Consider the following 20,164-nt stretch of genomic DNA (forward strand, 5'->3'; position numbering starts at 1 on the left):
TTTCTTTAGGAGTAGATGACTGCATCGTATGAGTTCCTTTTATATCTGCAGTTGCTGGCCTTTTTAGGCCAGCATCATAGGGTTAGTTTATTGGATGCACTTTCAACACGTCCGCGACTCCACCCTGTCCATGACAGAAAGCACAGGTTTCAGTTCCTGCGGTTGCATCGGATTTTGTACCTGCAAAAACAGCACCTTGCTGCGCCATGTGGTTATGAGTGCTGGTATCTGAATGGCAGTTGCTACACACAGCGGCAATTGGGCTGGTAAAAGTGCCGTTATTGAGGGCAAGGGGTTGCACCGCTGAATTTAAGGGGAGGGCGACGGTAGAAATTCCCGCAGTATCGTTAACATGGCATTGGGCACAGTTACCGATTTTTCCTGGGTAGTTTAGGTTTTCAAACCCCGTGAATTGACTGGTATGAATACCGTGGATCAGCTGCTTAAAGTCAAATGACGTGATTGAAGGATTGGCTGCCGTCGCATCGGCCAGCATATTGGCGTTATGGCATAGCTGGCATTGACCATCGAGATCGTTACGTGAGCCGTGAATATTCAGTTTTTGATCACCATGGCAATTACCGCAGCTTGCATTACTCGCAACGCTACGGCGACCTTCATTGCTCAATGCTGCCATATCAAAATAACTGTGGCTGGATTTAATCACTAACACTTCCGCCAGTTCAGTCGTGCAATCAACCAGTACTTTATCTTTGGCACAGATTCTGCCTTGAATCGCAAGTCCACCATGATCCGTTTCAGTGCCTGCTGGCACGGTAAGGCCCGCTATCGTATAGGTATAAATGCCATTAGAGCCTGATATGGGTGTGGATTCCGGCAGTTTAATCGAGCGAGCTGAACGGGTCGCATAATCAAAACTGGTTCCCCAGTTGACATATACCCTTAAATCATTGATAAATTTTAGCTTATCGGCACTTTCGCTATACACAGTTCCTGTGGCTGGATTCATCAGCTTAACCGCAACAGTGACCGTACCATTGGCATCCATACTGGCGCTGGTGATACTTGGGCTAAATTGCATCAATGCCGCAGTTTTAGCTTCATCACTGTGTACGCTTGCGGTCCAGTCGGCATTATGACACGCCACGCAGTTACTGTTATCTGTTTGCACTGGGTGTCCTTCGCCTGCGGGGAAATTGATCTGTGTATGACAGGCACCACAGGCTTGCATGGTCGGGACTCTGCGCCAGTTTTGCTGTTCGGTTAACTCAGCCTTATCGACGTGACAGGTTTGGCAGTCACTGATGGGTTGCGGGAAGCTGGTTAAATGTTTGCTGTGGATCATTTGTGGGAAAATATCAGGGTTACTGACTTTTTTGCTGTTATGGCAGGTGACGCAGGTTTCGATTTGATTATATCTACTGCCATGGAAAGCAAGATTACTGTGGCAACTATTACAGGTCTCTATTGTGACTAAGTTGCGGGTGTAAGCGACATTACTACCTGAAGATTGCCAGTCATAATGCTGATTGGTTATAGGTAAGGGCGTGTTATCGGCAAGTTTATCGCCGCCAATTTTGACCACCATTCTTTGGGTCGCTTCGGGCATAAACGTCACTCCATTCATGCCATTAAATGCGGCGCTGAAGGTATAACTGTAGTGACCGTTTTTATGATCTGTGAGACTGCCAGGGCAAGTTGCCGCGCAGGTTTCAGCGGTAAAGTGCTGCCATTCACTGCTATTCCCCGCGCCTGTATAACCTTGGGGGAGAAGCTGCGCAGCAATAAATGTCGCCGATGGGATACCAATCACGGCTTCATCATCTTGATTGCTTACTTGAAAATCCACTTGAGCAATGCCATCTGTCATCGCGACTTTATCGACTATGATGTTAAGGCTAGTTATCGTTAATGCAGGCGGTTTCGCAGGCTCACCGGGATTACCATCTTGGCCGTTATCACCGCCACAGGCGCTTAATAGCGAGACTAAGGCCAGCATAAGACTGAATTGAGTGCGAATTTTTGCAAACTTGTTCATATTTCTATCCTTGGAATGCGCTGTCAGTGCCTAAGTTACATTTGGTAGCTTAAGGTCAAGCCTAAATAGTGAGCGTTGTAGTCGTGGCCCATATCACCAAAACTGAGTACGTTGGGAATCGTGTCCCAGCTTGTGCCTTGGTTTTGCCAGTTAGCATCTTGATATTTTTCGAATAACCAATCGACGCGCAGCGACATACTGTCGGCAAACTTATATTTGGCGTAGGCATTAATATTGTGTTTGCGGGCGTAAAAATCGCCATAGGGACTGGTGATGCCGTAGGTCACTTCTGTATCACTCTGTCCGTCGGAATAGCTGTAATCCAAACCAATATCGAGGTGATGATCGAACAGGTTTTGATAACTAAGCCCTGCACCAATCAAGGTCGATTTTTCCTCGGCAGTGCTGTACCAATCGGGTGTCGAGAAGGAATTACTGCCCGCTTGGTCTGAATCGCGCCAATCTTGGTTAACAAAGGCGGTTAAATTGAGGTCACTGTTCAGCACATATTGGGCTGACAAGTCGTAACCGAGATAGGACACCTTTGTTAGACCTACTAGGGTATGATGATAGTCGTCATTAATGCTGTGTAAGCTGGCACCAAGAGATAGACCAATGTCGCTCTGATGATCCGTGTGTAAGGTGACTTTCTGTCTTTTTCTATCGGCAAGGTAGGATTTACGTAGCCAAGGATTACTTGAACTTTGAGTGGTTGCGACGGGATGATATTCACTGCCATCTCGCTCTAGTGCTTCTCCTTTCAACCAAGCTGACCATGCGGGTGAATAGCGATAACTTAGTTTAGCAAACACGCCAGACTCATCGATGGATTGGCGGTCGAGTTCGGTATAATCGTTTTCATTATGGCTGTAACCCGCTTCGGCATAAGCCGCTGAGGTAAAAAGGTATTTGCTTTTGAGTTCGAGTTTTTTGGTGCGCTTATCATAAAGGCTATTTTGGGCTGTGCCTTGATTAATACTGTCGGTGACGATCTGCGGAAAGTCTAATTGAGCCGTTTTGTTATCTCTGTCTTGATAGTTGTAACTTGCCTGCATGCTTAAATCTTGGCTGATCCGTCCTGAATATTTAAGGTCCATCTCTACAATATCGACTTGGCCATTTAAGGTATCCGCAGGCAGGACGGGCGATGGGCCATTGATGGTGGCAGGAATAAAGGTGTCATCTTGGGTCATGCGGCTAAAGCCTGCGTGCATCAATACATTTTGACCATTTGCCCCCCCTGAGGCTTCTGCGGCAACTCTGTAGGCTTTATTGTCGGGGTCGACCGCATTCTGACCTAGGTATGCTGCACCAAAGGTGGGCGTGTAGGCTGATTGCCACAGCATGGCTTGGTGATCATTTTTATATTGGCTGATTTGGCTATTGATGCCTGCTTGCCAGCCTGAACCGTTAAAATAAATTCTCGCATCGACTTCATCAGTACTGTCATCAATTGGTTGGGCTAGCATAACGCTATTGGTGAGTATATTGGCACTGGTCTTTTTTGCGCCACTGCGGTCTTCATGCTGATAGTTTAGCGAGGCTTTGTAGTGACTGTTATTGTCACCTTCAGGTGATATTTTGCCCGCGTAGTAACCACCGATACTAAAGCGATCACGTTGAATACTTAAATCTTGGCTAACAAGGCTGCTCTGTAACATAGGCATAGATTGCGTTGTGCCGCCTGTTATCCAGTTATCGGGCAATAACATTTTATCTTGCACTGAGGTATAGGGGCTTTTGAGTTGATTATGGTTATAGTTTGCTAAGCCTCTATAACCTAAATTGATTTGATAGTTTCCCGGCCTTCCTGTTGTGAGCTTGGCTGAGCCCGCATCAAAACCTAACTTATCCGCGACCAGCTCGGTTTGATAACCCGTCTGCGTTTTGTACATCATATCCGCACCGACGGCGCCAACGAGACCCTCGTTATCTGTCCCACTACTGTTACCGAAACGGCTGTCCTCACTATCGTTGTAAGCGAGGCTGGCACTGACATTGCCAATATGCCCTGTCTTAGGTTGGCATTGCTTACAGCTCCATGCCTCTGTCTTTATGCTACTTCGATTCGCTTCTTGCAGCTCATAACCTTCGGCGTGTGCTTGAGTCAAAACACCGCTTATCGCCCAAGCCAGCAAAGTGAGGGAGAAATAAGCGCTAGGGTGAGACATTTTAGCTGTTCGCATGATCATTCCCTTGTTATCTCTGCAGTAATTTGCCAGAAGGATGGTTAGAGCCATGCACTTGTCCATGACAATTCATACAGGAATTACCAGAAGTGAAGGCATTGGTTTGATTGCCAAAATAGGCATTACTGCTATGGCCATCCGAAGCGTGGCACTGCTGACACAGTTGTGGCGGTTTGCTGATCAGCATGGCTTCGTTCACGCTGCCGTGGGGATTATGGCAATTAGCGCAGTTGTCGGTGACGGGGGCATGTTCCCACAGTTTAGGGCCGCGTTTTTCGGCATGACAGCTATAGCAATTTTCATTAACACTCATTTGCTTCAAGCTTGAATCGTTTAAACTGCCGTGGGGATTATGGCAGTCACTGCACACCATTTGTTGCCACTGTAATGGATGCGCCGAGCGCTTGTGCATATCGGCTTTTTGTTGGGTATGGCACTGGGTACAAATGGTGACTTCATTGGCTTTATCGCTGATAGGATCTTTTGCGGTATGCACTTGATGGCAGCTGCTACAGGCGACATCGGCGTTATCGTGGTGATTGCCTTTCCATGCGGTACGGTGACTGTCATTGTGGCAACTCATACAGACACTGTTTTGCTTTTGCGCGAGAACAGGGGAGTTTGCGCCAAAGGTGATCATCGGCTCTTTGCCACCTTTATTATGATTCCCTAACGGGCCGTGGCAGGCTTCGCACTGCAAATCGGCCATAGGCGAATCTTTCACATTGGGGTTGCCATGAACCCCCTCAAATATTGCCACCACCACGGCACTTTTTTTGTGGCACATCAGGCAAGTATCAGCGCCTTTAGCGGAATACTTACCTTCGGCGAATTTTTTGTCTAATGTCGCAACAACTTCTTCTGGTTTTTTGTTATCCCAAGGGGTCGCTGAGGCCGAAACGCTCGCGATTGATAACAAAATACATAGCATAGCCTTAGCTATGCTTCTGAACTTTAGCCCTATTTCCATGGTTATGTTTTCCCGAGTGCATTTATATTTGTTATTTTTACGCTTTCGACATTGCTAATTTAGCTTATTGAGCTTGGTTAATATTAGAACAAGTGTGTGACACGTGCTTAACATTGCGTGGTCTTTTCACTGTAAAGAAGGATGATTTTACAGGCGATATAGATTAAGTGTGATTTTGATCACGCTTGCTTCGGGTGGGATTTGTTTACAGCGTTTTGACTTCTGTGCATCGCTTGATAGTCACTAATGCTAAGGTGCGGATTTTTATTTTCGGTTGGTCGTTTATTCATTGGAATTTTTATCACATAATACCCAACACAATTGAAAACTATTATCGTTACCAATCAAAAATCTTGATCTAGGTAAAGTTATTAGTGTCATCGCTCGGTTACAATGGGCGCAGTTTTTCGAGCTGAACCTGTTGCAAGGTGGAATACGTAATGAAGTTAAGCGAACTCAGTCCCGGCGATCGCGGTCTTATTTCTGAAGTGGGGCGTTTGGCGCTGCCACAAACCGTGAAGCGCAAGTTGTTGTCCATGGGGATCACGCCAAATACGCGTTTTTTATTGATCCGATACGCACCTATGGGTTCTGGTCTCGAACTGGATATTCGTGGTAGTAAACTTTGTATGCGCAGAGATTTGGCAGACATCATTGAGGTGGAAAAGACGAATGGCTAAGCAGTTTCATTGCGTCACAGTAGGAAACCCTAACGCGGGTAAATCTACACTCTTTAACGCGCTAACAGGCGCAAATCAGCAAGTGGGTAACTGGTCTGGTGTTACGGTCGAAAAAAAGACTGGTCATTTCACCTTAAACGGTGCTGACGTCTATCTGACAGACTTACCGGGTATTTACGACCTTCTTCCTGCGGGTAATAGTTGCGATTGTTCACTTGATGAGCAAATTGCGCAGCAATACCTTGCCGAGCAACGTGTCGATGGCATTATCAATTTAGTCGATGCCACTAATATCGAACGTCACTTATATCTCACAGCCCAATTACGTGAACTCGCTATCCCTATGGTGGTGGTGCTGAATAAAATTGATTCGGCTGTCAAACGTGGGATTAAAGTCGATTTAAAGAAAATGAGCCAAGAGCTGGGTTGCCCTGTGATTGGCGTGTGTTCGCGAGATCCTGCCGATGTCGCTAAAGTGCAGGCACAGGTACTCGATTTACTTCAAGGCCGAGTCTCAGAAGCCCCATTAGTGCTTCACTATGATGAACAAATTGAAGCGGGCGTGCAGTTACTCTGCAGCAAAGATGCCCAATTAAGTCGCGGCCGCGCTTTGGCTATGCTAGGTAATGGTTCGGGTTGTGGTAGCTGTAAAAATGCTGAACTGCAGGATGAAGTGAATTCCTGTACTCAGATTATCGCTCAGCAAGGCCATGATATTGAAGTGATGGTGGCGACCACGCGCTTTAATTTCGTTGAACAAGTTTTTCAAGGTTCAGTGAAAGAGTCAGGGTTCCTCACCCTCAGTGACAAATTAGATAAACTCGTTTTACATCCTGTGCTTGGCATTCCTGTGTTTTTGTTTGTGATGTATTTGATGTTTATGTTCAGCATTAATATTGGCAGTGCTTTTATTGATTTCTTTGATGTTTTTGCTGGCGCACTGTTTGTCGATCACTTTGGTTCATTCTTGACGAGCATGGGCTCTCCGGCTTGGTTGGTCACTATCTTAGCGGGAGGTGTCGGCCAAGGCATTCAAACCGTATCAACCTTTATTCCTGTTATTGCGGCGCTTTTCCTCGGTTTGTCGATCCTCGAAAGTTCTGGCTACATGGCGCGCGCTGCATTTGTGGTTGACGGTTTAATGCGTCGTATTGGCCTGCCTGGTAAAGCATTCGTTCCTATGATTGTCGGTTTTGGTTGTTCAGTGCCTGCAATTATGGCGACGCGAACCTTAGGCAGTGAGCGTGAGCGTATTGTGACAGGGATGATGGCACCATTTATGTCCTGTGGTGCACGTCTTCCTGTTTATGCACTATTTGCGGCTGCTTTCTTCCCTGATTCAGGTCAGAATTTAGTCTTCTTGCTGTATATTATTGGTATCTTTGCCGCTATCGGTACGGGTTTATTACTCAGAAGCACTTTATTACCCGGCAGCAGTAGCGCTGTGGTGATGGAGCTGCCAAGTTATGAACTACCTAAGCTGAAAGCTGTTATGGTTCGTACAGGTAAACGCACTAAGAGTTTTATTTTAGGCGCAGGTAAAACGATTGTTCTGGTCGTGACCTTATTGAACTTTATCAATGCTATTGGTGTTGATGGCACATTTGGCCATGAAGATAGCCAAGCATCTTTGCTGAGTGTCGCGAGTCAAAAAATCACGCCTATCTTCTCGCCTATGGGCATAGAGCAGGATAACTGGCCTGCAACCGTCGGTATTATCACGGGTATTTTCGCCAAAGAAGCGGTTGTTGGTACCTTAAACAGTCTATACAGCAGCGCGGCGCCGACAGATGAAGAACTTGCACCATTGAGTGAAAGCTTTAATGCGGCTCTGGCAACGATTCCAACTAACTTGTTTGGTTTAGATCTTGAAGATCCGCTTAAACTGTCGGTCGGTGATTTAACCAATAAAGAAACCGTTGCTGAAGAACAAGGTGTTGCGACATCGACTTTCGGTGCTTTACAAGCAGGTTTTAGTGGTAAAGTTGCGGCTTTCTCCTACTTGCTGTTTATCTTACTTTATACTCCTTGTGTTGCGGCAATGGGCGCCTTAGTGCATGAGTTTGGTTCTCGGTGGGCGACGTTTGCTGCAACGTGGACTTTCTCACTGGCTTATGGTTCTGCAACGGTAGTTTATCAAGCTGCTACCTTTACGCAGCACCCAGTTCAATCAAGTCTGTGGATTGGTTTCTTCTTGTTTGCATTAGCCGCTTTTTATCTGTGGTTGAAACGTAAAGGTAAAAGAAGCCAGCAGATTATTCCTGGGATCCGCATTATCACCGAGTAAGATTTACTGAGTCGGCGTGACTGAATAATAAATGTCAGCTTAGTTAGGTCAAAGATAAAAGCAGCTTTCATGGCTGCTTTTATTGTTTTACTATCGCGGTTATAACCCCAGACAGTCAAAAACCAGAGTTTTTAACCCTAGGCATTGTAACTAGTGGTGATCTGTAGGATCATGCTGGTTTTCTTAAAATTGCCATTGTTCGCAAAGAGGAATTCCATGAGTCATGTGGACACTGAAGTACGTCCGAGTAACTTTATTCGTAATATCATAGATGAAGATTTACAAAGCGGTAAGCACACGAGTGTACAGACTCGTTTCCCGCCGGAACCGAATGGCTATCTTCATATTGGTCATGCTAAATCTATCTGCTTAAATTTTGGGATAGCGCGAGACTATAACGGTCTGTGTAATTTACGTTTTGACGATACTAATCCTGAAAAAGAAGACATTGATTATGTAAATTCTATTCAGGCGGATGTGCGTTGGCTTGGATTCCAGTGGGATGGGGATGTTCGCTATTCATCAAACTATTTTGATCAGTTACATCAATATGCGGTTGAACTGATCAATAAAGGTTTGGCTTATGTGTGTTTCTTAAATGCTGATGAAACCCGCGAATACCGTGGTACGTTAAAAGAGCCAGGTAAAAACAGTCCTTTCCGCGACACATCTGTCGAAGAAAACCTCGCCTTATTCGCTAAGATGCGCGACGGTGGTTTTAAAGAAGGCGAGTGCGCATTGCGTGCCAAAATTGATATGGCATCGCCATTCATGTGTATGCGCGATCCTATCATCTACCGTATTCGTTTTGCCCATCATCATCAAACAGGTGACAAGTGGTGCATTTACCCAATGTACGACTTCACGCACTGTATTTCTGATGCGTTAGAACATATTACCCACTCTTTATGTACATTAGAGTTCCAAGACAACCGTCGTTTATATGATTGGGTGTTGGATAATTTGAACGATTTTCAAGCGCCGAATCGTACTCGTCAATACGAGTTTTCCCGCTTAAATCTCGAATATACCTTGATGTCTAAACGTAAGCTGAACGACCTTGTGACCCGTAAACTCGTGTCAGGTTGGGATGACCCACGTATGCCAACGATTGCAGGCTTACGTCGCCGTGGTTACACACCGGCTTCAATTCGTGAGTTCTGCCAACGTATCGGCGTGACTAAGCAAGAGAATATGATTGAAGTCGGCATGTTAGATGCGTGTATTCGTGAAGAATTGAACGAACATGCACCGCGTGCGATGGCCGTATTACGTCCATTGAAAGTCATCATTGAAAACTATGCTGAAGGTGAACTTGAGTACATTCAAGCGGCCGCTCATCCAAATGATGAGAGCATGGGGACGCGTGAATTAGCCTTTGGCCGAGAAATATTGATCGATGTGGCTGACTTTAAAGAAGAAGCCAACAAACAATACAAACGCTTAGTTACAGGCAAAGAAGTGCGTTTACGTAATGCCTATGTGATTAAAGCTGAACGTTGTGACAAAGACAGCGAAGGCAATATCACGACGGTTTACTGTACTTATGATCCTGAAACTTTAGGTAAAAACCCTGCTGATGGCCGTAAAGTTAAAGGCGTGATCCATTGGGTTGAGGCATCTACAGCTAAGCCTGCTGAATTCCGTCTCTATCAGCGTTTATTTACCGATCCTAATCCTGCTGCGGCAGAGACTGTGGATGAAGTGTTAAACCCTGAATCATTGATCGTTGTACAAGGTTTTGCAGAAGCAAGCCTAGTGAATGCACCTGCGGAACAAGCCTATCAGTTTGAGCGTGAAGGCTATTTCTGCGCTGACAGCAAAGATTCATCGCCGGATAATTTAGTGTTTAACTTAACCGTAGCGCTGCGTGATTCTTTCGAGTGATTTTGCTTAAGTGGAGCTGTTTGACTGAATGAGTCAAACTGATCTGCTAACTCGCTCAAAGCGTTAATTCAACTCAAAAAAGAAGGCCTTTGCGGCCTTCTTTTTTATTTTCTGCTACAAATCAATTGCGACGTAGAGCTTGAGTTGCTGTTGATTAAATTTGTGATGAATTAAAATGGTTATTGGTACATAGGACCAAAGCCTAAGCTCCATAAAATGACACTAGTTGCCATTAGCCCCACCAAGAGTACTAAGCCTGCTGTCACCATAGAGCTAGCGTAGATAAAACCTTTCTCTTCAGGGATATTCATAATGATAGGCACCCCCGCGTACAGTAAATAGACTGAGTAGGCTAAACCAATCAACCCCACTATCATGATAAACCATAGCACTGGATATAATGCGGCTAAACCGACCATAAACAACGGGGTTGCAGTGTAGGAGGCGAGCTCTAATGCTTGGGTGTAAGTTGGGTTAGCATCGAAGGTTTTTGCCATCCAATAGGCTAAATAGGCAAGGGCGAATACGCCTGCAATTAGGCCTAAATACATGCCTGCGGACATAAACAGGGCACTTTGTGGTGTAAGGTAAATAGGATCACCAGCGCCAGGATTCCAGCCAATGTAAGCCGTAGCAATATAGCTGCACACCGCCGGAATTAAGGCGATAAGAACTACATGGCTTAAGCTACTTTTCAGTGCCTCATGGTTTTTTTCAATTGTTTGCCACTCTTGTTTTGGATGAGTGTATAGCCCCATTAAGTGATTCAGTATCATTATAATTATCCTTGTTCAGCATTGATGAATGGCTCGCCAAACGTCAGACGAGCTGATAACAGCTCTACAATCGAGGTTAAAATGGTGTCCTGTCTCTTTATCCATCGATTGGTTACACATAGAGAAGTGAGAGGCTGTGTGATCAGGATCTCAGTTCTTTAGAGTGTAGATTATTTATTGAACAAAAAGTTCAGCGCGTCAAGTTTACTTAAGCCTAATGCTATAGCTTATGAGTAAATATGCGTAAAATAGTGCGATATTCAGAATGATATTGAGTGAGTCCATGCTGCAACTTCTTGCCCCCATCCACGCATTTCTTCACTGTGAAACACCGCAAACTTGGATTGATGTTGCGATAAAATCAGATTCCTTGGATGAGTTGCTGATCGACCATTGTAACTGTGAGTTAAAAGCCGCTCAGACAGCGATTTTTTTGCTACGAAAATATGCGTTAGATAAAGACAGTGGTCGAGCTCTGTTGGCGTGGGCTAAACCCTATGAAGAGTTTATTTATTCGCAAGAACATGATGTGGAAAGTTTTTTAGCCCGTGATGTGAAAAAGAATGAGTTGGTAACTGACCTTATACCTAAGCCCAACTTTAAGTTTGCTGCGAATTTAGTTTCACCTTTAATCCGCTTGATTAAAGAAGAGTTTCATCATTTTGAACAAGTATTGGATTTAATGCACAAGCGCAGTATTGATTACCGCAATATTCGCGCGGGTCGTTATGCCAAGGGGATGATGAGTCATGTGACAACCCATGAGAAAGATATTTTGCGGGATAAGTTGATTGTAGGGGCATATATTGAGGCTCGCTCGTGCGAGCGCTTCGCTAAACTCGCGCCTTATTTAGACGGTGAGCTGAGTAAGTTTTATGTGTCACTGCTGCGCTCTGAAGCGCGACATTATCAAGATTATCTTGCGTTAGCTCAGTTGGTTTCACCTGAGGATATTAGTGAGCGAGTGAAGTACTTTGGCGAGTTAGAAGCGGAGTTGATTTTGGCGCAGGATGATGAGTTTCGTTTCCACAGTGGGTCGCCTCTATTAAATTAATTTGAACGGTTTTGCTTCCCCAAACGAGTAGAGTTAAGTCCATATAGCTGAAACGATTAACGGTTCTAAAAAACCGTTAATCACAGTATTTTCAAGCTATTAAAGCTAAAAATTTAAGCTATTTAAGCTTAAGTAACACTAAATGAGGCCTACTTAAGCCAATGCCTTTAGGTCATCATAGGGTCGAAGGGTAAGGACTGTAAATTAATCCCTTCAGCGCTCACACTGAGCACACTGCCTTGTTCATACCAATCGCCAACCACTATACGCTTACAGCCATTAGCAAGTTGATGAATGGCTGGTCTGTGGGTATGACCGTGGATCATATGCTTAGTGTGTGTCTTGGCAAATAACACATCGACCGCATTGGGCTCTACATCCATGATAGTGTAGCTTTTTTGCTTATTGCTGTTCTTGCTCTTGCTGCGAATTTTATCAGCAATGCCCTGACGGGTTTTCTTGGATAAACAACCATACAGCCAACGAGACAGCGATAAACTGCGCAGTTTTCGAAAGCGTTGGTAGGCCTTATCTAAAGTACATAAGCTGTCGCCGTGCAAAATTACAGTGTCGACACCGTATAAATTGAGGCGAGTGACTTCGGGTAAAATTTGCATGCCTGCGGCGCGCGCAAATTGTTTGCCTAGCATGAAGTCACGGTTGCCATGGATAAAATACACGGGTAACTTTTGTGATACTTGCTTGAGTTTTTCGGCGATGTCTAGGGCAAAAGGCAAGGCAATATCATCACCAACCCAGACTTCAAACAAATCGCCTAGGATATAAAGGGCGTCAGCATCATCGAGTTCAGTGTCGAGAAAGCGAGTGAACGCTTGGGTGATATCAAGGCGATCTGCACTCAGGTGTAGATCACCTATAAATAGAGTTCGCATTCGCCGTATTATGCCGCGACGCTGACTTTTTCAATCACAATGGCTTCTAATGGCACATCTTGATGCATACCACGGTTACCAGTGCTAACGGCTTTGATTTTTTCGATAACATCCATGCCTTCAACGATTTCGCCGAATACGCAGTAGCCCCAGCCCTGTGAGGTTTCTGATTTAAAATCGAGGAAAGTGTTATCGTTCACGTTAATGAAGAACTGTGCAGTGGCTGAATGTGGATCAGAAGTACGGGCCATAGCAACAGTACCAGTGCGGTTTGATAAACCGTTATTGGCTTCATTTTTCACGGGCTCGTTACAACGCTTTTGGCTCATGTCTTCGTTGAAGCCACCACCTTGGATCATAAAACCGTCAATCACACGGTGGAAGATAGTGCCGTCGAAGAAACCTTCGTCAACATATTTCATGAAGTTTGCTACTGTTAACGGTGCTTTTTCAGCGTTCAGTTGCAGTTTAATGTCGCCAAAATTAGTGTGTAATGTGATCATGTTTTCATACTCTGTGTAAATAGTGGCGCGATTCTAACTTATCTCGGATTGCGCGCAAAGTGCAGTATTCAAAACCTGTCAGGCCGTGATAGACTGACTCCTTGATTTTACACCTGAATGTATCATTGAAGAGAATATCGATGTTGAAGATTTACAACAGTATTACCCGCCAAAAACAGGAATTTAAGCCAATTAATCCCGGGAAAATTGGGATGTACGTGTGTGGTGTGACCATATACGATCTCTGTCATATTGGTCATGGCCGTACTTTTGTTTCTTTCGACATGATAGTGCGCTACCTGCGTTACGCGGGTTATGAAGTGAATTTTCAGCGCAATATTACTGATGTTGATGACAAAATCATCAAGCGCGCTAACGAGAATAACGAAAGCTGTGAAGCCTTAACCGAGCGTCTTATTGGTGAAATGCACCAAGACTTCGATGCCCTAAATATGTTGCGCCCCGATTTTGAACCGCGCGCGACCCTTCATATTGCCGAAATCATCGACATGGTTGAGTTATTACTCGCCCGTGGCCATGCCTATGTGGCGAGCGATGGTGATGTGCTTTTCAGCGTGGCCTCATATCCTGATTATGGCCGTTTATCGGGCCAGAATTTAGATCAACTGCAAGCCGGTGCTCGGGTTGAAGTGGACGAAACCAAGCAAAATCCAATGGATTTTGTGTTGTGGAAAATGTCGAAACCTGGCGAACCAACGTGGGAATCCCCATGGGGACCGGGTCGTCCTGGCTGGCATATCGAATGTTCGGCCATGAACAGCAAACATTTAGGTCTGCATTTTGATATTCATGGCGGCGGCTCTGACTTACAGTTCCCACATCATGAGAATGAAATCGCCCAGTCTTGCTGTGCCCATGACACGCCATACGTCAACTATTGGATGCACACTGGCATGGTGATGGTTGACCGTGAAAAGATGTCTAAGTCCTTAGGCAACTTCTTCACCATTCGCGATGTACTTGGTCACTATGATGCTGAAACTGTGCGTTATTTCTTATTATCTGGTCATTATCGTAGCCAACTGAACTATTCAGAAGATAACTTGAAACAAGCGCGTTCAGCCTTAGAGCGTTTGTATACGGCGATTAAAGATGTCGACTTAACTGTCGTTGCGGCGCCTGCAGAAGAGTTTATTGCTAAGTTTAAAGCGGCGATGGATGATGACTTTAATACACCTGAAGCCTACTCAGTGCTATTTGATATGGTGCGTGAGATCAATCGTTTAAAACTGACCGATATGGCACAGGCATCTGCGTTAGCAGTCACCTTGAAGCAATTAGCGGATGTGTTAGGTCTATTAAGCCAAGAGCCAGAGGCCTTCTTTCAAGGTGGCGGTAGTGACGATGAAGTGGCTGAAATCGAAGCCTTAATCGTTGAGCGTAACCGTGCTCGTACCGAAAAGGATTGGGCTGCTGCGGATGTGGCGCGTAATCGTTTAGATATTTTGGGCGTTGTGCTTGAAGATGGTCCAAGTGGCACCACTTGGCGTAAGAAATAAGCTTATTCGCTATATTTTTAATTCAAGAAAATCTTCAGTAAATAAAAAAACCTGCATTATGCAGGTTTTTTTATGCTTGCTAGAACCTAGAACCTAGAACCTAGAACCTAGAACCTAGAACCTAGAACCTAGAACCTAGAACCTAGAACCTAGAACCTAGAACTTAGAACCTAGTCATGATACTGCTCGGCGGCATATAAGGTGTTTTCTAATAGGCTTGCAATCGTCATCGGGCCAACACCGCCGGGGACTGGAGTGATAAAGCTGGCATTTTGCGCAGCAATGTCATATTGCACATCGCCGACTAAGGTGCCGTTATCTAAACGGTTAATACCCACATCTATTACAATCGCGCCAGACTTGATCCACTCGCCAGGAATAAAGCCGGGTTTACCCACTGCAACGACCACGAGATCTGCCTGACGGATTTTTTGTTCGAGATTCTTAGTGAAGCGGTGGCAAGTAGTGGTGGTGCAGCCAGCGAGCAGCAACTCTAAGGTCATTGGGCGGCCGACAATATTGGATGCGCCAACCACAACAGCATCTAAACCATAGGTATCAACGCCGGTGGATTTGATGAGTGTCATTATGCCCATTGGGGTGCAAGAGCGCAGCACCGGAATACGCTGGGCTAAACGGCCGACGTTGTACGGGTGAAATCCATCGACGTCTTTATCTGGGCGGATACGCTCGATGACTTTTGAGTCTTCGATATGTGCGGGTAATGGCAGTTGCACTAAGATGCCATCAATTGTCGGATCATCATTAAGACTATCAATCAGGTTGAGTAATTCATCTTCAGTGCAGTTTGTTTCTAAATCGTATGAACGAGAAATAAATCCAACTTCTTCACAAGCCTTACGTTTACTGCCAACATAAACTTGTGATGCCGGATCGGCTCCCACTAATATTACGGCTAAACCCGGTACGCGTTGTCCAGCCTCTTTGCGGGCGGTGACTTTTTCGCTGAGCTTAGTGCGGATGGATTGAGCAATCGCCTTGCCGTCGATTATTTGGGCTGTCATGGGTGTAGGATATCCTTTATATGGGCGATGGTGAAAACAGTAGTTAACACAGAGATTGGCAATCGTGGCTATTTTAACAGGGCACAGCTACTGTGTCATGGTTAAAGCCGTTGCCAAGTGGATAAAAAAAAACAGATTAGCCTGATAATTCAGCACCTAGAGTCGAACGATAAAAAAATCGTTGACGGGTGTAAAGTGAGGGGATAAGATGCGCTCCGTTCTCAGGCAGATGTGTTAATCTTGCGCTGGGAATGTAATGTAAGACCTTCGGTGATTAGCGCAGTCCGGTAGCGCATCTGGTTTGGGACCAGAGGGTCAGAGGTTCGAATCCTCTATCACCGACCACTTTGTTATCGTTTGCTTCAATGAATTCAAAGATAATTTGGACTCAAATAGGCGAGTGATAGGGTTAGCATAAATGCTTTCCAAATCGGTTAGGATACAGAAAATTCTGTAAACCATGCGCCCGTAGCTCAGTTGGATAGAGCACCCGCCTTCTAAGCGGGTGGTCGCAGGTTCGAATCCTGCCGGGCGTACCAGTTTCAGTGGTGATTGTAGCTCAGTTGGTAGAGTCCCGGATTGTGATTCCGGTTGTCGTGGGTTCGAGCCCCATCAGTCACCCCATTTTTAGTACTTTGAGTACAAATTAAAAAAAGCGACCTTGTGTCGCTTTTTTTATACCCCAGATTCGGCTGTTGAGGCTCGACTCTGCAGAAAACGGTGGCTATAATGTCGCGTCTTGATAGATATCAACTATGAGCGACCTGTGCCTAAAGCCAGTTGTGGTGGGCATTGTAGTCAAATTTAATGATCAAGAAACGAATACCTGAATAGTTGATGAATCGGCTATTACAAAGGACGTTAGACAAATTTCGAGGTAAAACAATGCAAGTTTCTGTTGAAGCAACCCAAGGCCTAGAGCGTCGCCTGACCATTTCTGTTCCTGCTGAACAAATTGAAAAGCTGGTTAAAGACAGTTTACAACGTGAAGCTAAGCGTGCTCGTATCCCAGGTTTCCGTCCTGGTAAAGTGCCTGTTACTGTTATAAACAAACGTTACGGCGCAGCGATTCGTCAAGACATCATGGGTGAAGTGATGCAACGTAACTTCATCGAAGCAATTATTGCTGAGAAGTTAAACCCAGCGGGTGCACCGACTTTTGTTCCTGGTTCTACTGATGGCGAAAAATTCGAATTTATCGCTACCTTTGAAATCTATCCAGAAGTTGAGCTGAAAGGCTTAGATGCAATCGAAGTAGAACAACCAAAAGCTGAAGTGACTGACGCTGATGTTGACACTATGATTGAAACCTTACGTAAACAACACGCGACTTTCGCTGCTGTTGAGCGTGAAGCTGCTGATGGCGACAAAGTGAAAATGAACTTTGTTGGCTCAGTTGACGGTGAAGAATTTGAAGGCGGCAAAGCTGATGATTTCGAACTGCAATTAGGTAGCGGCCGTATGATCCCTGGTTTTGAAGCAGGTATCTTAGGTCACAAAGCGGGCGAAGAATTTGTTATCGACGTGAACTTCCCTGAAGAATATCACGCTGAAAACCTGAAAGGTAAAGCGGCTAAGTTTGCGATTACGCTGACAGAAGTGCAAGCGGCTAACCTGCCAGAAGTAAACGATGAGTTTGCTGCTCTGTTTGGTATCAGCGAAGGTGGCTTAGAAGCCCTTAAAACTGAAATCCGTAAAAACATGAACCGTGAACTTGAGCAAGCGTTAAAAGCTAACGTGAAAGAGCAAGTGATCAATGGTCTGTTAGCTAACAACGATATCACTTTGCCAAAAGCATTGATCGATGGCGAAGTTAACGTTTTGCGTCAACAAGCCATGCAACGTTTTGGCGGCCAATCGGCTAACATGCCAGAACTGCCAGCTGAATTGTTCACTGAACAAGCTGCACGTCGTGTTAAAATCGGTCTGCTATTAGGCGAAGTCATCAAGACTAACGAACTGAAAGCGGAAGATGAACGCGTACAAGGCTTGATCGCTTCTATGGCTTCAGCCTACGAAGATCCAAGTGAAGTAGTTGCTTATTACAACAGCAACAAAGAGCTGATGCAAAACATGCGCAACGTTGCTTTAGAAGAGCAAGCGGTTGAAGCACTGTTGAAATCTGCCAAAGTGACCGAAAAACAAGTCGCTTTTGAAGAATTTATGAACAAGGCTACCGGTCGCGCATAAGCTAAGCTTGACTTGATTAGCTGTTCGCCATTTATAATGGCTCGTATGAGGCTCCTCATGCGAGCCATTTTTATTTAGGGAAGTGAATAATGCATAATGCGTCAGACATACAAAGTGCTTTAGTGCCTATGGTGATCGAACAGACTGCTAAGGGTGAACGCTCATACGATATTTATTCTCGTTTGTTGAAAGAGCGGATTATCTTTTTGGTAGGTCAAGTTGAAGAACACATGGCAAACCTTATCGTGGCGCAATTATTATTCTTAGAATCAGAAAGCCCAGATAAAGATATCTTTTTATACATTAACTCCCCAGGTGGCTCTGTCACCGCAGGCATGGCGATTTATGATACCATGCAGTTTATCAAACCGAATGTTAGCACTGTCTGTATCGGCCAAGCCGCTAGTATGGGCGCTTTCTTGTTAGCCGGTGGTGAGAAGGGTAAGCGTCACTGTTTACCAAACTCTCGCGTGATGATCCATCAACCGCTGGGTGGTTTTCAAGGTCAAGCATCAGATATTGCTATTCATGCCAAAGAAATCTTAGGCATTAAAAATAAGCTTAACCTAATGCTCGCTGAACACACAGGTCAACCGCTCGAAGTGATTGAACGCGATACCGATCGTGACAACTTCATGAGTGCAACTCAAGCCGTCGAATATGGTTTAGTTGACTCTGTGATGACGAAACGCGGCTGATTTTTGCTTTTGACTGAGCTATGCTTTGTAAAAGTTAAGCAAATTTAAGACAGGCAGTAGAGCAGACTGCAAATGAGGTAATTAATGGGCGACAACAAAAATAATGGTGACAGCGGTAAATTGCTGTACTGCTCTTTTTGCGGAAAGAGCCAGCATGAAGTCAGAAAACTCATTGCTGGCCCATCAGTGTATGTATGCGACGAATGTGTTGAGTTATGTAACGACATCATTCGTGAAGAGATTAAAGAAATCTCTCCAAAGCGTGATAGCGATAAATTACCGACACCACATGAGTTGCGTGCACATTTAGACGATTATGTTATTGGCCAAGACAGAGCAAAAAAAGTGCTTTCTGTGGCAGTGTATAACCACTATAAGCGTTTAAAAAATGCATCGCCTAAAGATGGTATAGAGCTGGGCAAGAGTAATATTTTGCTTATCGGTCCAACGGGTAGCGGTAAAACCCTACTGGCTGAAACCCTTGCGCGCTCACTCAATGTGCCTTTCACTATGGCAGATGCTACTACGCTGACTGAAGCGGGTTATGTGGGTGAAGACGTTGAAAACATCATTCAAAAGTTGCTGCAAAAGTGCGACTACGATGTTGAGAAGGCGCAGCGTGGTATCGTTTATATCGATGAAATCGATAAAATTAGCCGTAAGTCAGACAATCCATCAATCACCCGTGACGTATCGGGTGAGGGTGTACAGCAAGCGCTGCTTAAGTTGATTGAAGGCACTGTTGCCGCGGTTCCACCACAAGGTGGCCGTAAGCATCCACAGCAAGAATTCTTACAAGTCGATACTTCTAAGATCCTGTTTATCTGTGGTGGTGCGTTTGCAGGGCTTGAGAAAGTGATTGAGCAACGTGCGCACGTTGGCTCGGGTATTGGTTTTGGTGCACAGGTAAAAGGCGAGAAAGAGAAGGCGACGATCTCTGAAACCTTATCGCAAGTAGAACCTGGCGATTTAGTCAAATACGGTTTAATCCCTGAGTTTATTGGTCGTCTGCCAGTGGTTGCGACTCTGACTGAGCTGGATGAAGAAGCTTTAGTACAAATTCTATCTCAACCTAAAAATGCCCTAACTAAGCAATACAGTGCGTTATTTGAGATGGAAGGGGTTGAGCTTGAGTTCCGCGAAGATGCGCTTAAAGCGATTGCTCACAAAGCCATGTCTCGCAAGACTGGTGCCCGTGGCCTACGCTCCATCGTTGAAAGTATTCTGCTGGATACTATGTACGATATCCCATCCGTTGACGGTGTGGTGAAGGCCGTTGTGGATGAATCAGTAGTGAAAGGGGAATCTGCCCCAATCTTGATTTACGAGCACAATGAGGCCCAAGTGGCATCAGGCGAACAATAATTGTACTGATCGCTAATAAACTGAAAAACAAGGAGTCCAATGGACTCCTTTTTTCGTATTAGCCATTGAAACTCCATAAAGCGTCCCAATATACTCCAGTATTAATCCATTTCACCAAAACGGAATCG

15 protein-coding genes and 3 tRNA genes are annotated in these 20,164 nt (G+C 45.1%); 11 read left to right on the forward strand and 7 right to left on the reverse strand.

Annotation, left to right across the window (positions count from 1 at the left end; translation table 11 throughout):
• Positions 1 to 82 precede the first annotated feature (82 nt).
• The 3 genes from HUB64_RS04620 to HUB64_RS04630 are packed head-to-tail and all read right to left on the reverse strand — an operon-like array spanning position 83 to position 5,158.
• A complete protein-coding gene (locus HUB64_RS04620; protein ID WP_173496501.1) occupies positions 83 to 1,999 on the reverse strand; it encodes an OmcA/MtrC family decaheme c-type cytochrome in 1,917 nt (638 codons plus the stop codon).
• A gap of 35 nt (positions 2,000 to 2,034) precedes the next feature.
• Complete coding sequence (locus tag HUB64_RS04625; protein ID WP_173496502.1) at positions 2,035 to 4,185, reverse strand: MtrB/PioB family decaheme-associated outer membrane protein; 2,151 nt, start codon at positions 4,183 to 4,185, stop codon at positions 2,035 to 2,037.
• Positions 4,186 to 4,198: 13 nt separating this feature from the next.
• Complete coding sequence (locus HUB64_RS04630) at positions 4,199 to 5,158, reverse strand: DmsE family decaheme c-type cytochrome (RefSeq protein ID WP_028760478.1); 960 nt, start codon at positions 5,156 to 5,158, stop codon at positions 4,199 to 4,201.
• A gap of 440 nt (positions 5,159 to 5,598) precedes the next feature.
• Here HUB64_RS04630 and HUB64_RS04635 point away from each other — a divergent pair, with 440 nt between their 5' ends.
• The 3 genes from HUB64_RS04635 (at position 5,599) to glnS (ending at position 10,012) form a co-directional block, all read left to right on the forward strand.
• The gene (locus HUB64_RS04635; protein WP_028760477.1) at positions 5,599 to 5,838 is read left to right on the forward strand and encodes a FeoA family protein; all 240 of its coding nucleotides are present in this window, start codon (positions 5,599 to 5,601) and stop codon (positions 5,836 to 5,838) included.
• The gene (feoB, locus tag HUB64_RS04640) at positions 5,831 to 8,125 is read left to right on the forward strand and encodes a Fe(2+) transporter permease subunit FeoB (protein WP_028760476.1); all 2,295 of its coding nucleotides are present in this window, start codon (positions 5,831 to 5,833) and stop codon (positions 8,123 to 8,125) included. The genes HUB64_RS04635 and feoB overlap by 8 nt, the downstream gene beginning before the upstream one ends.
• 216 nt (positions 8,126 to 8,341) lie before the next feature.
• Positions 8,342 to 10,012, forward strand: coding sequence for a glutamine--tRNA ligase (gene glnS, locus HUB64_RS04645; RefSeq protein ID WP_173245638.1), 1,671 nt, complete (start codon positions 8,342 to 8,344; stop codon positions 10,010 to 10,012).
• 179 nt (positions 10,013 to 10,191) lie between these two features.
• Here glnS and HUB64_RS04650 read toward each other — a convergent pair whose 3' ends face one another.
• Complete coding sequence (locus HUB64_RS04650) at positions 10,192 to 10,788, reverse strand: Yip1 family protein (RefSeq protein ID WP_105252940.1); 597 nt, start codon at positions 10,786 to 10,788, stop codon at positions 10,192 to 10,194.
• 283 nt (positions 10,789 to 11,071) lie between these two features.
• On the opposite strand from HUB64_RS04650, the gene miaE reads away from it, so the two are divergent.
• Positions 11,072 to 11,842 (forward strand): tRNA isopentenyl-2-thiomethyl-A-37 hydroxylase MiaE, encoded by a 771-nt coding sequence (gene miaE, locus HUB64_RS04655; RefSeq protein ID WP_028760473.1) that lies wholly within the window; start codon positions 11,072 to 11,074, stop codon positions 11,840 to 11,842.
• Positions 11,843 to 12,009: 167 nt separating this feature from the next.
• Here miaE and HUB64_RS04660 read toward each other — a convergent pair whose 3' ends face one another.
• Both HUB64_RS04660 and HUB64_RS04665 read right to left on the reverse strand, forming a co-directional pair.
• Positions 12,010 to 12,735 carry a UDP-2,3-diacylglucosamine diphosphatase gene (locus tag HUB64_RS04660; protein ID WP_105252938.1) on the reverse strand — a complete coding sequence of 242 codons (726 nt, stop codon included), beginning with the start codon at positions 12,733 to 12,735 and terminating at the stop codon, positions 12,010 to 12,012.
• Between the two features lie 8 nt (positions 12,736 to 12,743).
• Complete coding sequence (locus tag HUB64_RS04665) at positions 12,744 to 13,238, reverse strand: peptidylprolyl isomerase (protein ID WP_173245635.1); 495 nt, start codon at positions 13,236 to 13,238, stop codon at positions 12,744 to 12,746.
• Positions 13,239 to 13,378: 140 nt separating this feature from the next.
• Here HUB64_RS04665 and cysS point away from each other — a divergent pair, with 140 nt between their 5' ends.
• Entirely contained in the window at positions 13,379 to 14,758 is a 1,380-nt protein-coding gene (cysS, locus tag HUB64_RS04670) for a cysteine--tRNA ligase (RefSeq protein WP_105252936.1), read from the forward strand.
• A gap of 170 nt (positions 14,759 to 14,928) precedes the next feature.
• On the opposite strand, the gene folD is transcribed toward cysS, so the two are convergent.
• Positions 14,929 to 15,783, reverse strand: coding sequence for a bifunctional methylenetetrahydrofolate dehydrogenase/methenyltetrahydrofolate cyclohydrolase FolD (folD, locus tag HUB64_RS04675; RefSeq protein WP_173245632.1), 855 nt, complete (start codon positions 15,781 to 15,783; stop codon positions 14,929 to 14,931).
• A 268-nt stretch (positions 15,784 to 16,051) separates the two neighbouring features.
• On the opposite strand from folD, the gene HUB64_RS04680 reads away from it, so the two are divergent.
• From HUB64_RS04680 to clpX, 6 genes are all read left to right on the forward strand, one after another.
• Positions 16,052 to 16,128 (forward strand) — tRNA-Pro (locus HUB64_RS04680).
• A 117-nt stretch (positions 16,129 to 16,245) separates the two neighbouring features.
• A tRNA-Arg gene (locus HUB64_RS04685) sits at positions 16,246 to 16,322 on the forward strand.
• A 9-nt stretch (positions 16,323 to 16,331) separates the two neighbouring features.
• Positions 16,332 to 16,407: transfer RNA gene (locus HUB64_RS04690), tRNA-His, on the forward strand.
• 261 nt (positions 16,408 to 16,668) lie between these two features.
• Positions 16,669 to 17,973 carry a trigger factor gene (gene tig, locus HUB64_RS04695; protein WP_028760469.1) on the forward strand — a complete coding sequence of 435 codons (1,305 nt, stop codon included), beginning with the start codon at positions 16,669 to 16,671 and terminating at the stop codon, positions 17,971 to 17,973.
• A gap of 89 nt (positions 17,974 to 18,062) precedes the next feature.
• A complete protein-coding gene (clpP, locus tag HUB64_RS04700; RefSeq protein ID WP_063883148.1) occupies positions 18,063 to 18,671 on the forward strand; it encodes an ATP-dependent Clp endopeptidase proteolytic subunit ClpP in 609 nt (202 codons plus the stop codon).
• 84 nt (positions 18,672 to 18,755) lie between these two features.
• Positions 18,756 to 20,036, forward strand: a complete 1,281-nt coding sequence (gene clpX, locus HUB64_RS04705) for an ATP-dependent protease ATP-binding subunit ClpX (RefSeq protein ID WP_028760467.1) — start codon at positions 18,756 to 18,758, stop codon at positions 20,034 to 20,036.
• The last annotated feature ends 128 nt before the right edge of the window (positions 20,037 to 20,164 follow it).

Origin of the sequence: Shewanella sp. ISTPL2 (genome assembly GCF_013283205.1) — a bacterium.
GTDB lineage: Bacteria > Pseudomonadota > Gammaproteobacteria > Enterobacterales > Shewanellaceae > Shewanella > Shewanella oncorhynchi.

What these genes read in the sequence shown, in the direction of transcription:
- HUB64_RS04620 (WP_173496501.1), bottom strand. Translation starts at nt 1,999, where the DNA reads ATGAACAAGTTTGCAAAAATTCGCACTCAATTCAGTCTTATGCTGGCC.
- HUB64_RS04625 (WP_173496502.1), bottom strand. Translation starts at nt 4,185, where the DNA reads ATGCGAACAGCTAAAATGTCTCACCCTAGCGCTTATTTCTCCCTCACT.
- HUB64_RS04630 (WP_028760478.1), bottom strand. Translation starts at nt 5,158, where the DNA reads ATGGAAATAGGGCTAAAGTTCAGAAGCATAGCTAAGGCTATGCTATGT.
- HUB64_RS04635 (WP_028760477.1), top strand. Translation starts at nt 5,599, where the DNA reads ATGAAGTTAAGCGAACTCAGTCCCGGCGATCGCGGTCTTATTTCTGAA.
- feoB (WP_028760476.1), top strand. Translation starts at nt 5,831, where the DNA reads ATGGCTAAGCAGTTTCATTGCGTCACAGTAGGAAACCCTAACGCGGGT.
- glnS (WP_173245638.1), top strand. Translation starts at nt 8,342, where the DNA reads ATGAGTCATGTGGACACTGAAGTACGTCCGAGTAACTTTATTCGTAAT.
- HUB64_RS04650 (WP_105252940.1), bottom strand. Translation starts at nt 10,788, where the DNA reads ATGATACTGAATCACTTAATGGGGCTATACACTCATCCAAAACAAGAG.
- miaE (WP_028760473.1), top strand. Translation starts at nt 11,072, where the DNA reads ATGCTGCAACTTCTTGCCCCCATCCACGCATTTCTTCACTGTGAAACA.
- HUB64_RS04660 (WP_105252938.1), bottom strand. Translation starts at nt 12,735, where the DNA reads ATGCGAACTCTATTTATAGGTGATCTACACCTGAGTGCAGATCGCCTT.
- HUB64_RS04665 (WP_173245635.1), bottom strand. Translation starts at nt 13,238, where the DNA reads ATGATCACATTACACACTAATTTTGGCGACATTAAACTGCAACTGAAC.
- cysS (WP_105252936.1), top strand. Translation starts at nt 13,379, where the DNA reads ATGTTGAAGATTTACAACAGTATTACCCGCCAAAAACAGGAATTTAAG.
- folD (WP_173245632.1), bottom strand. Translation starts at nt 15,783, where the DNA reads ATGACAGCCCAAATAATCGACGGCAAGGCGATTGCTCAATCCATCCGC.
- tig (WP_028760469.1), top strand. Translation starts at nt 16,669, where the DNA reads ATGCAAGTTTCTGTTGAAGCAACCCAAGGCCTAGAGCGTCGCCTGACC.
- clpP (WP_063883148.1), top strand. Translation starts at nt 18,063, where the DNA reads ATGCATAATGCGTCAGACATACAAAGTGCTTTAGTGCCTATGGTGATC.
- clpX (WP_028760467.1), top strand. Translation starts at nt 18,756, where the DNA reads ATGGGCGACAACAAAAATAATGGTGACAGCGGTAAATTGCTGTACTGC.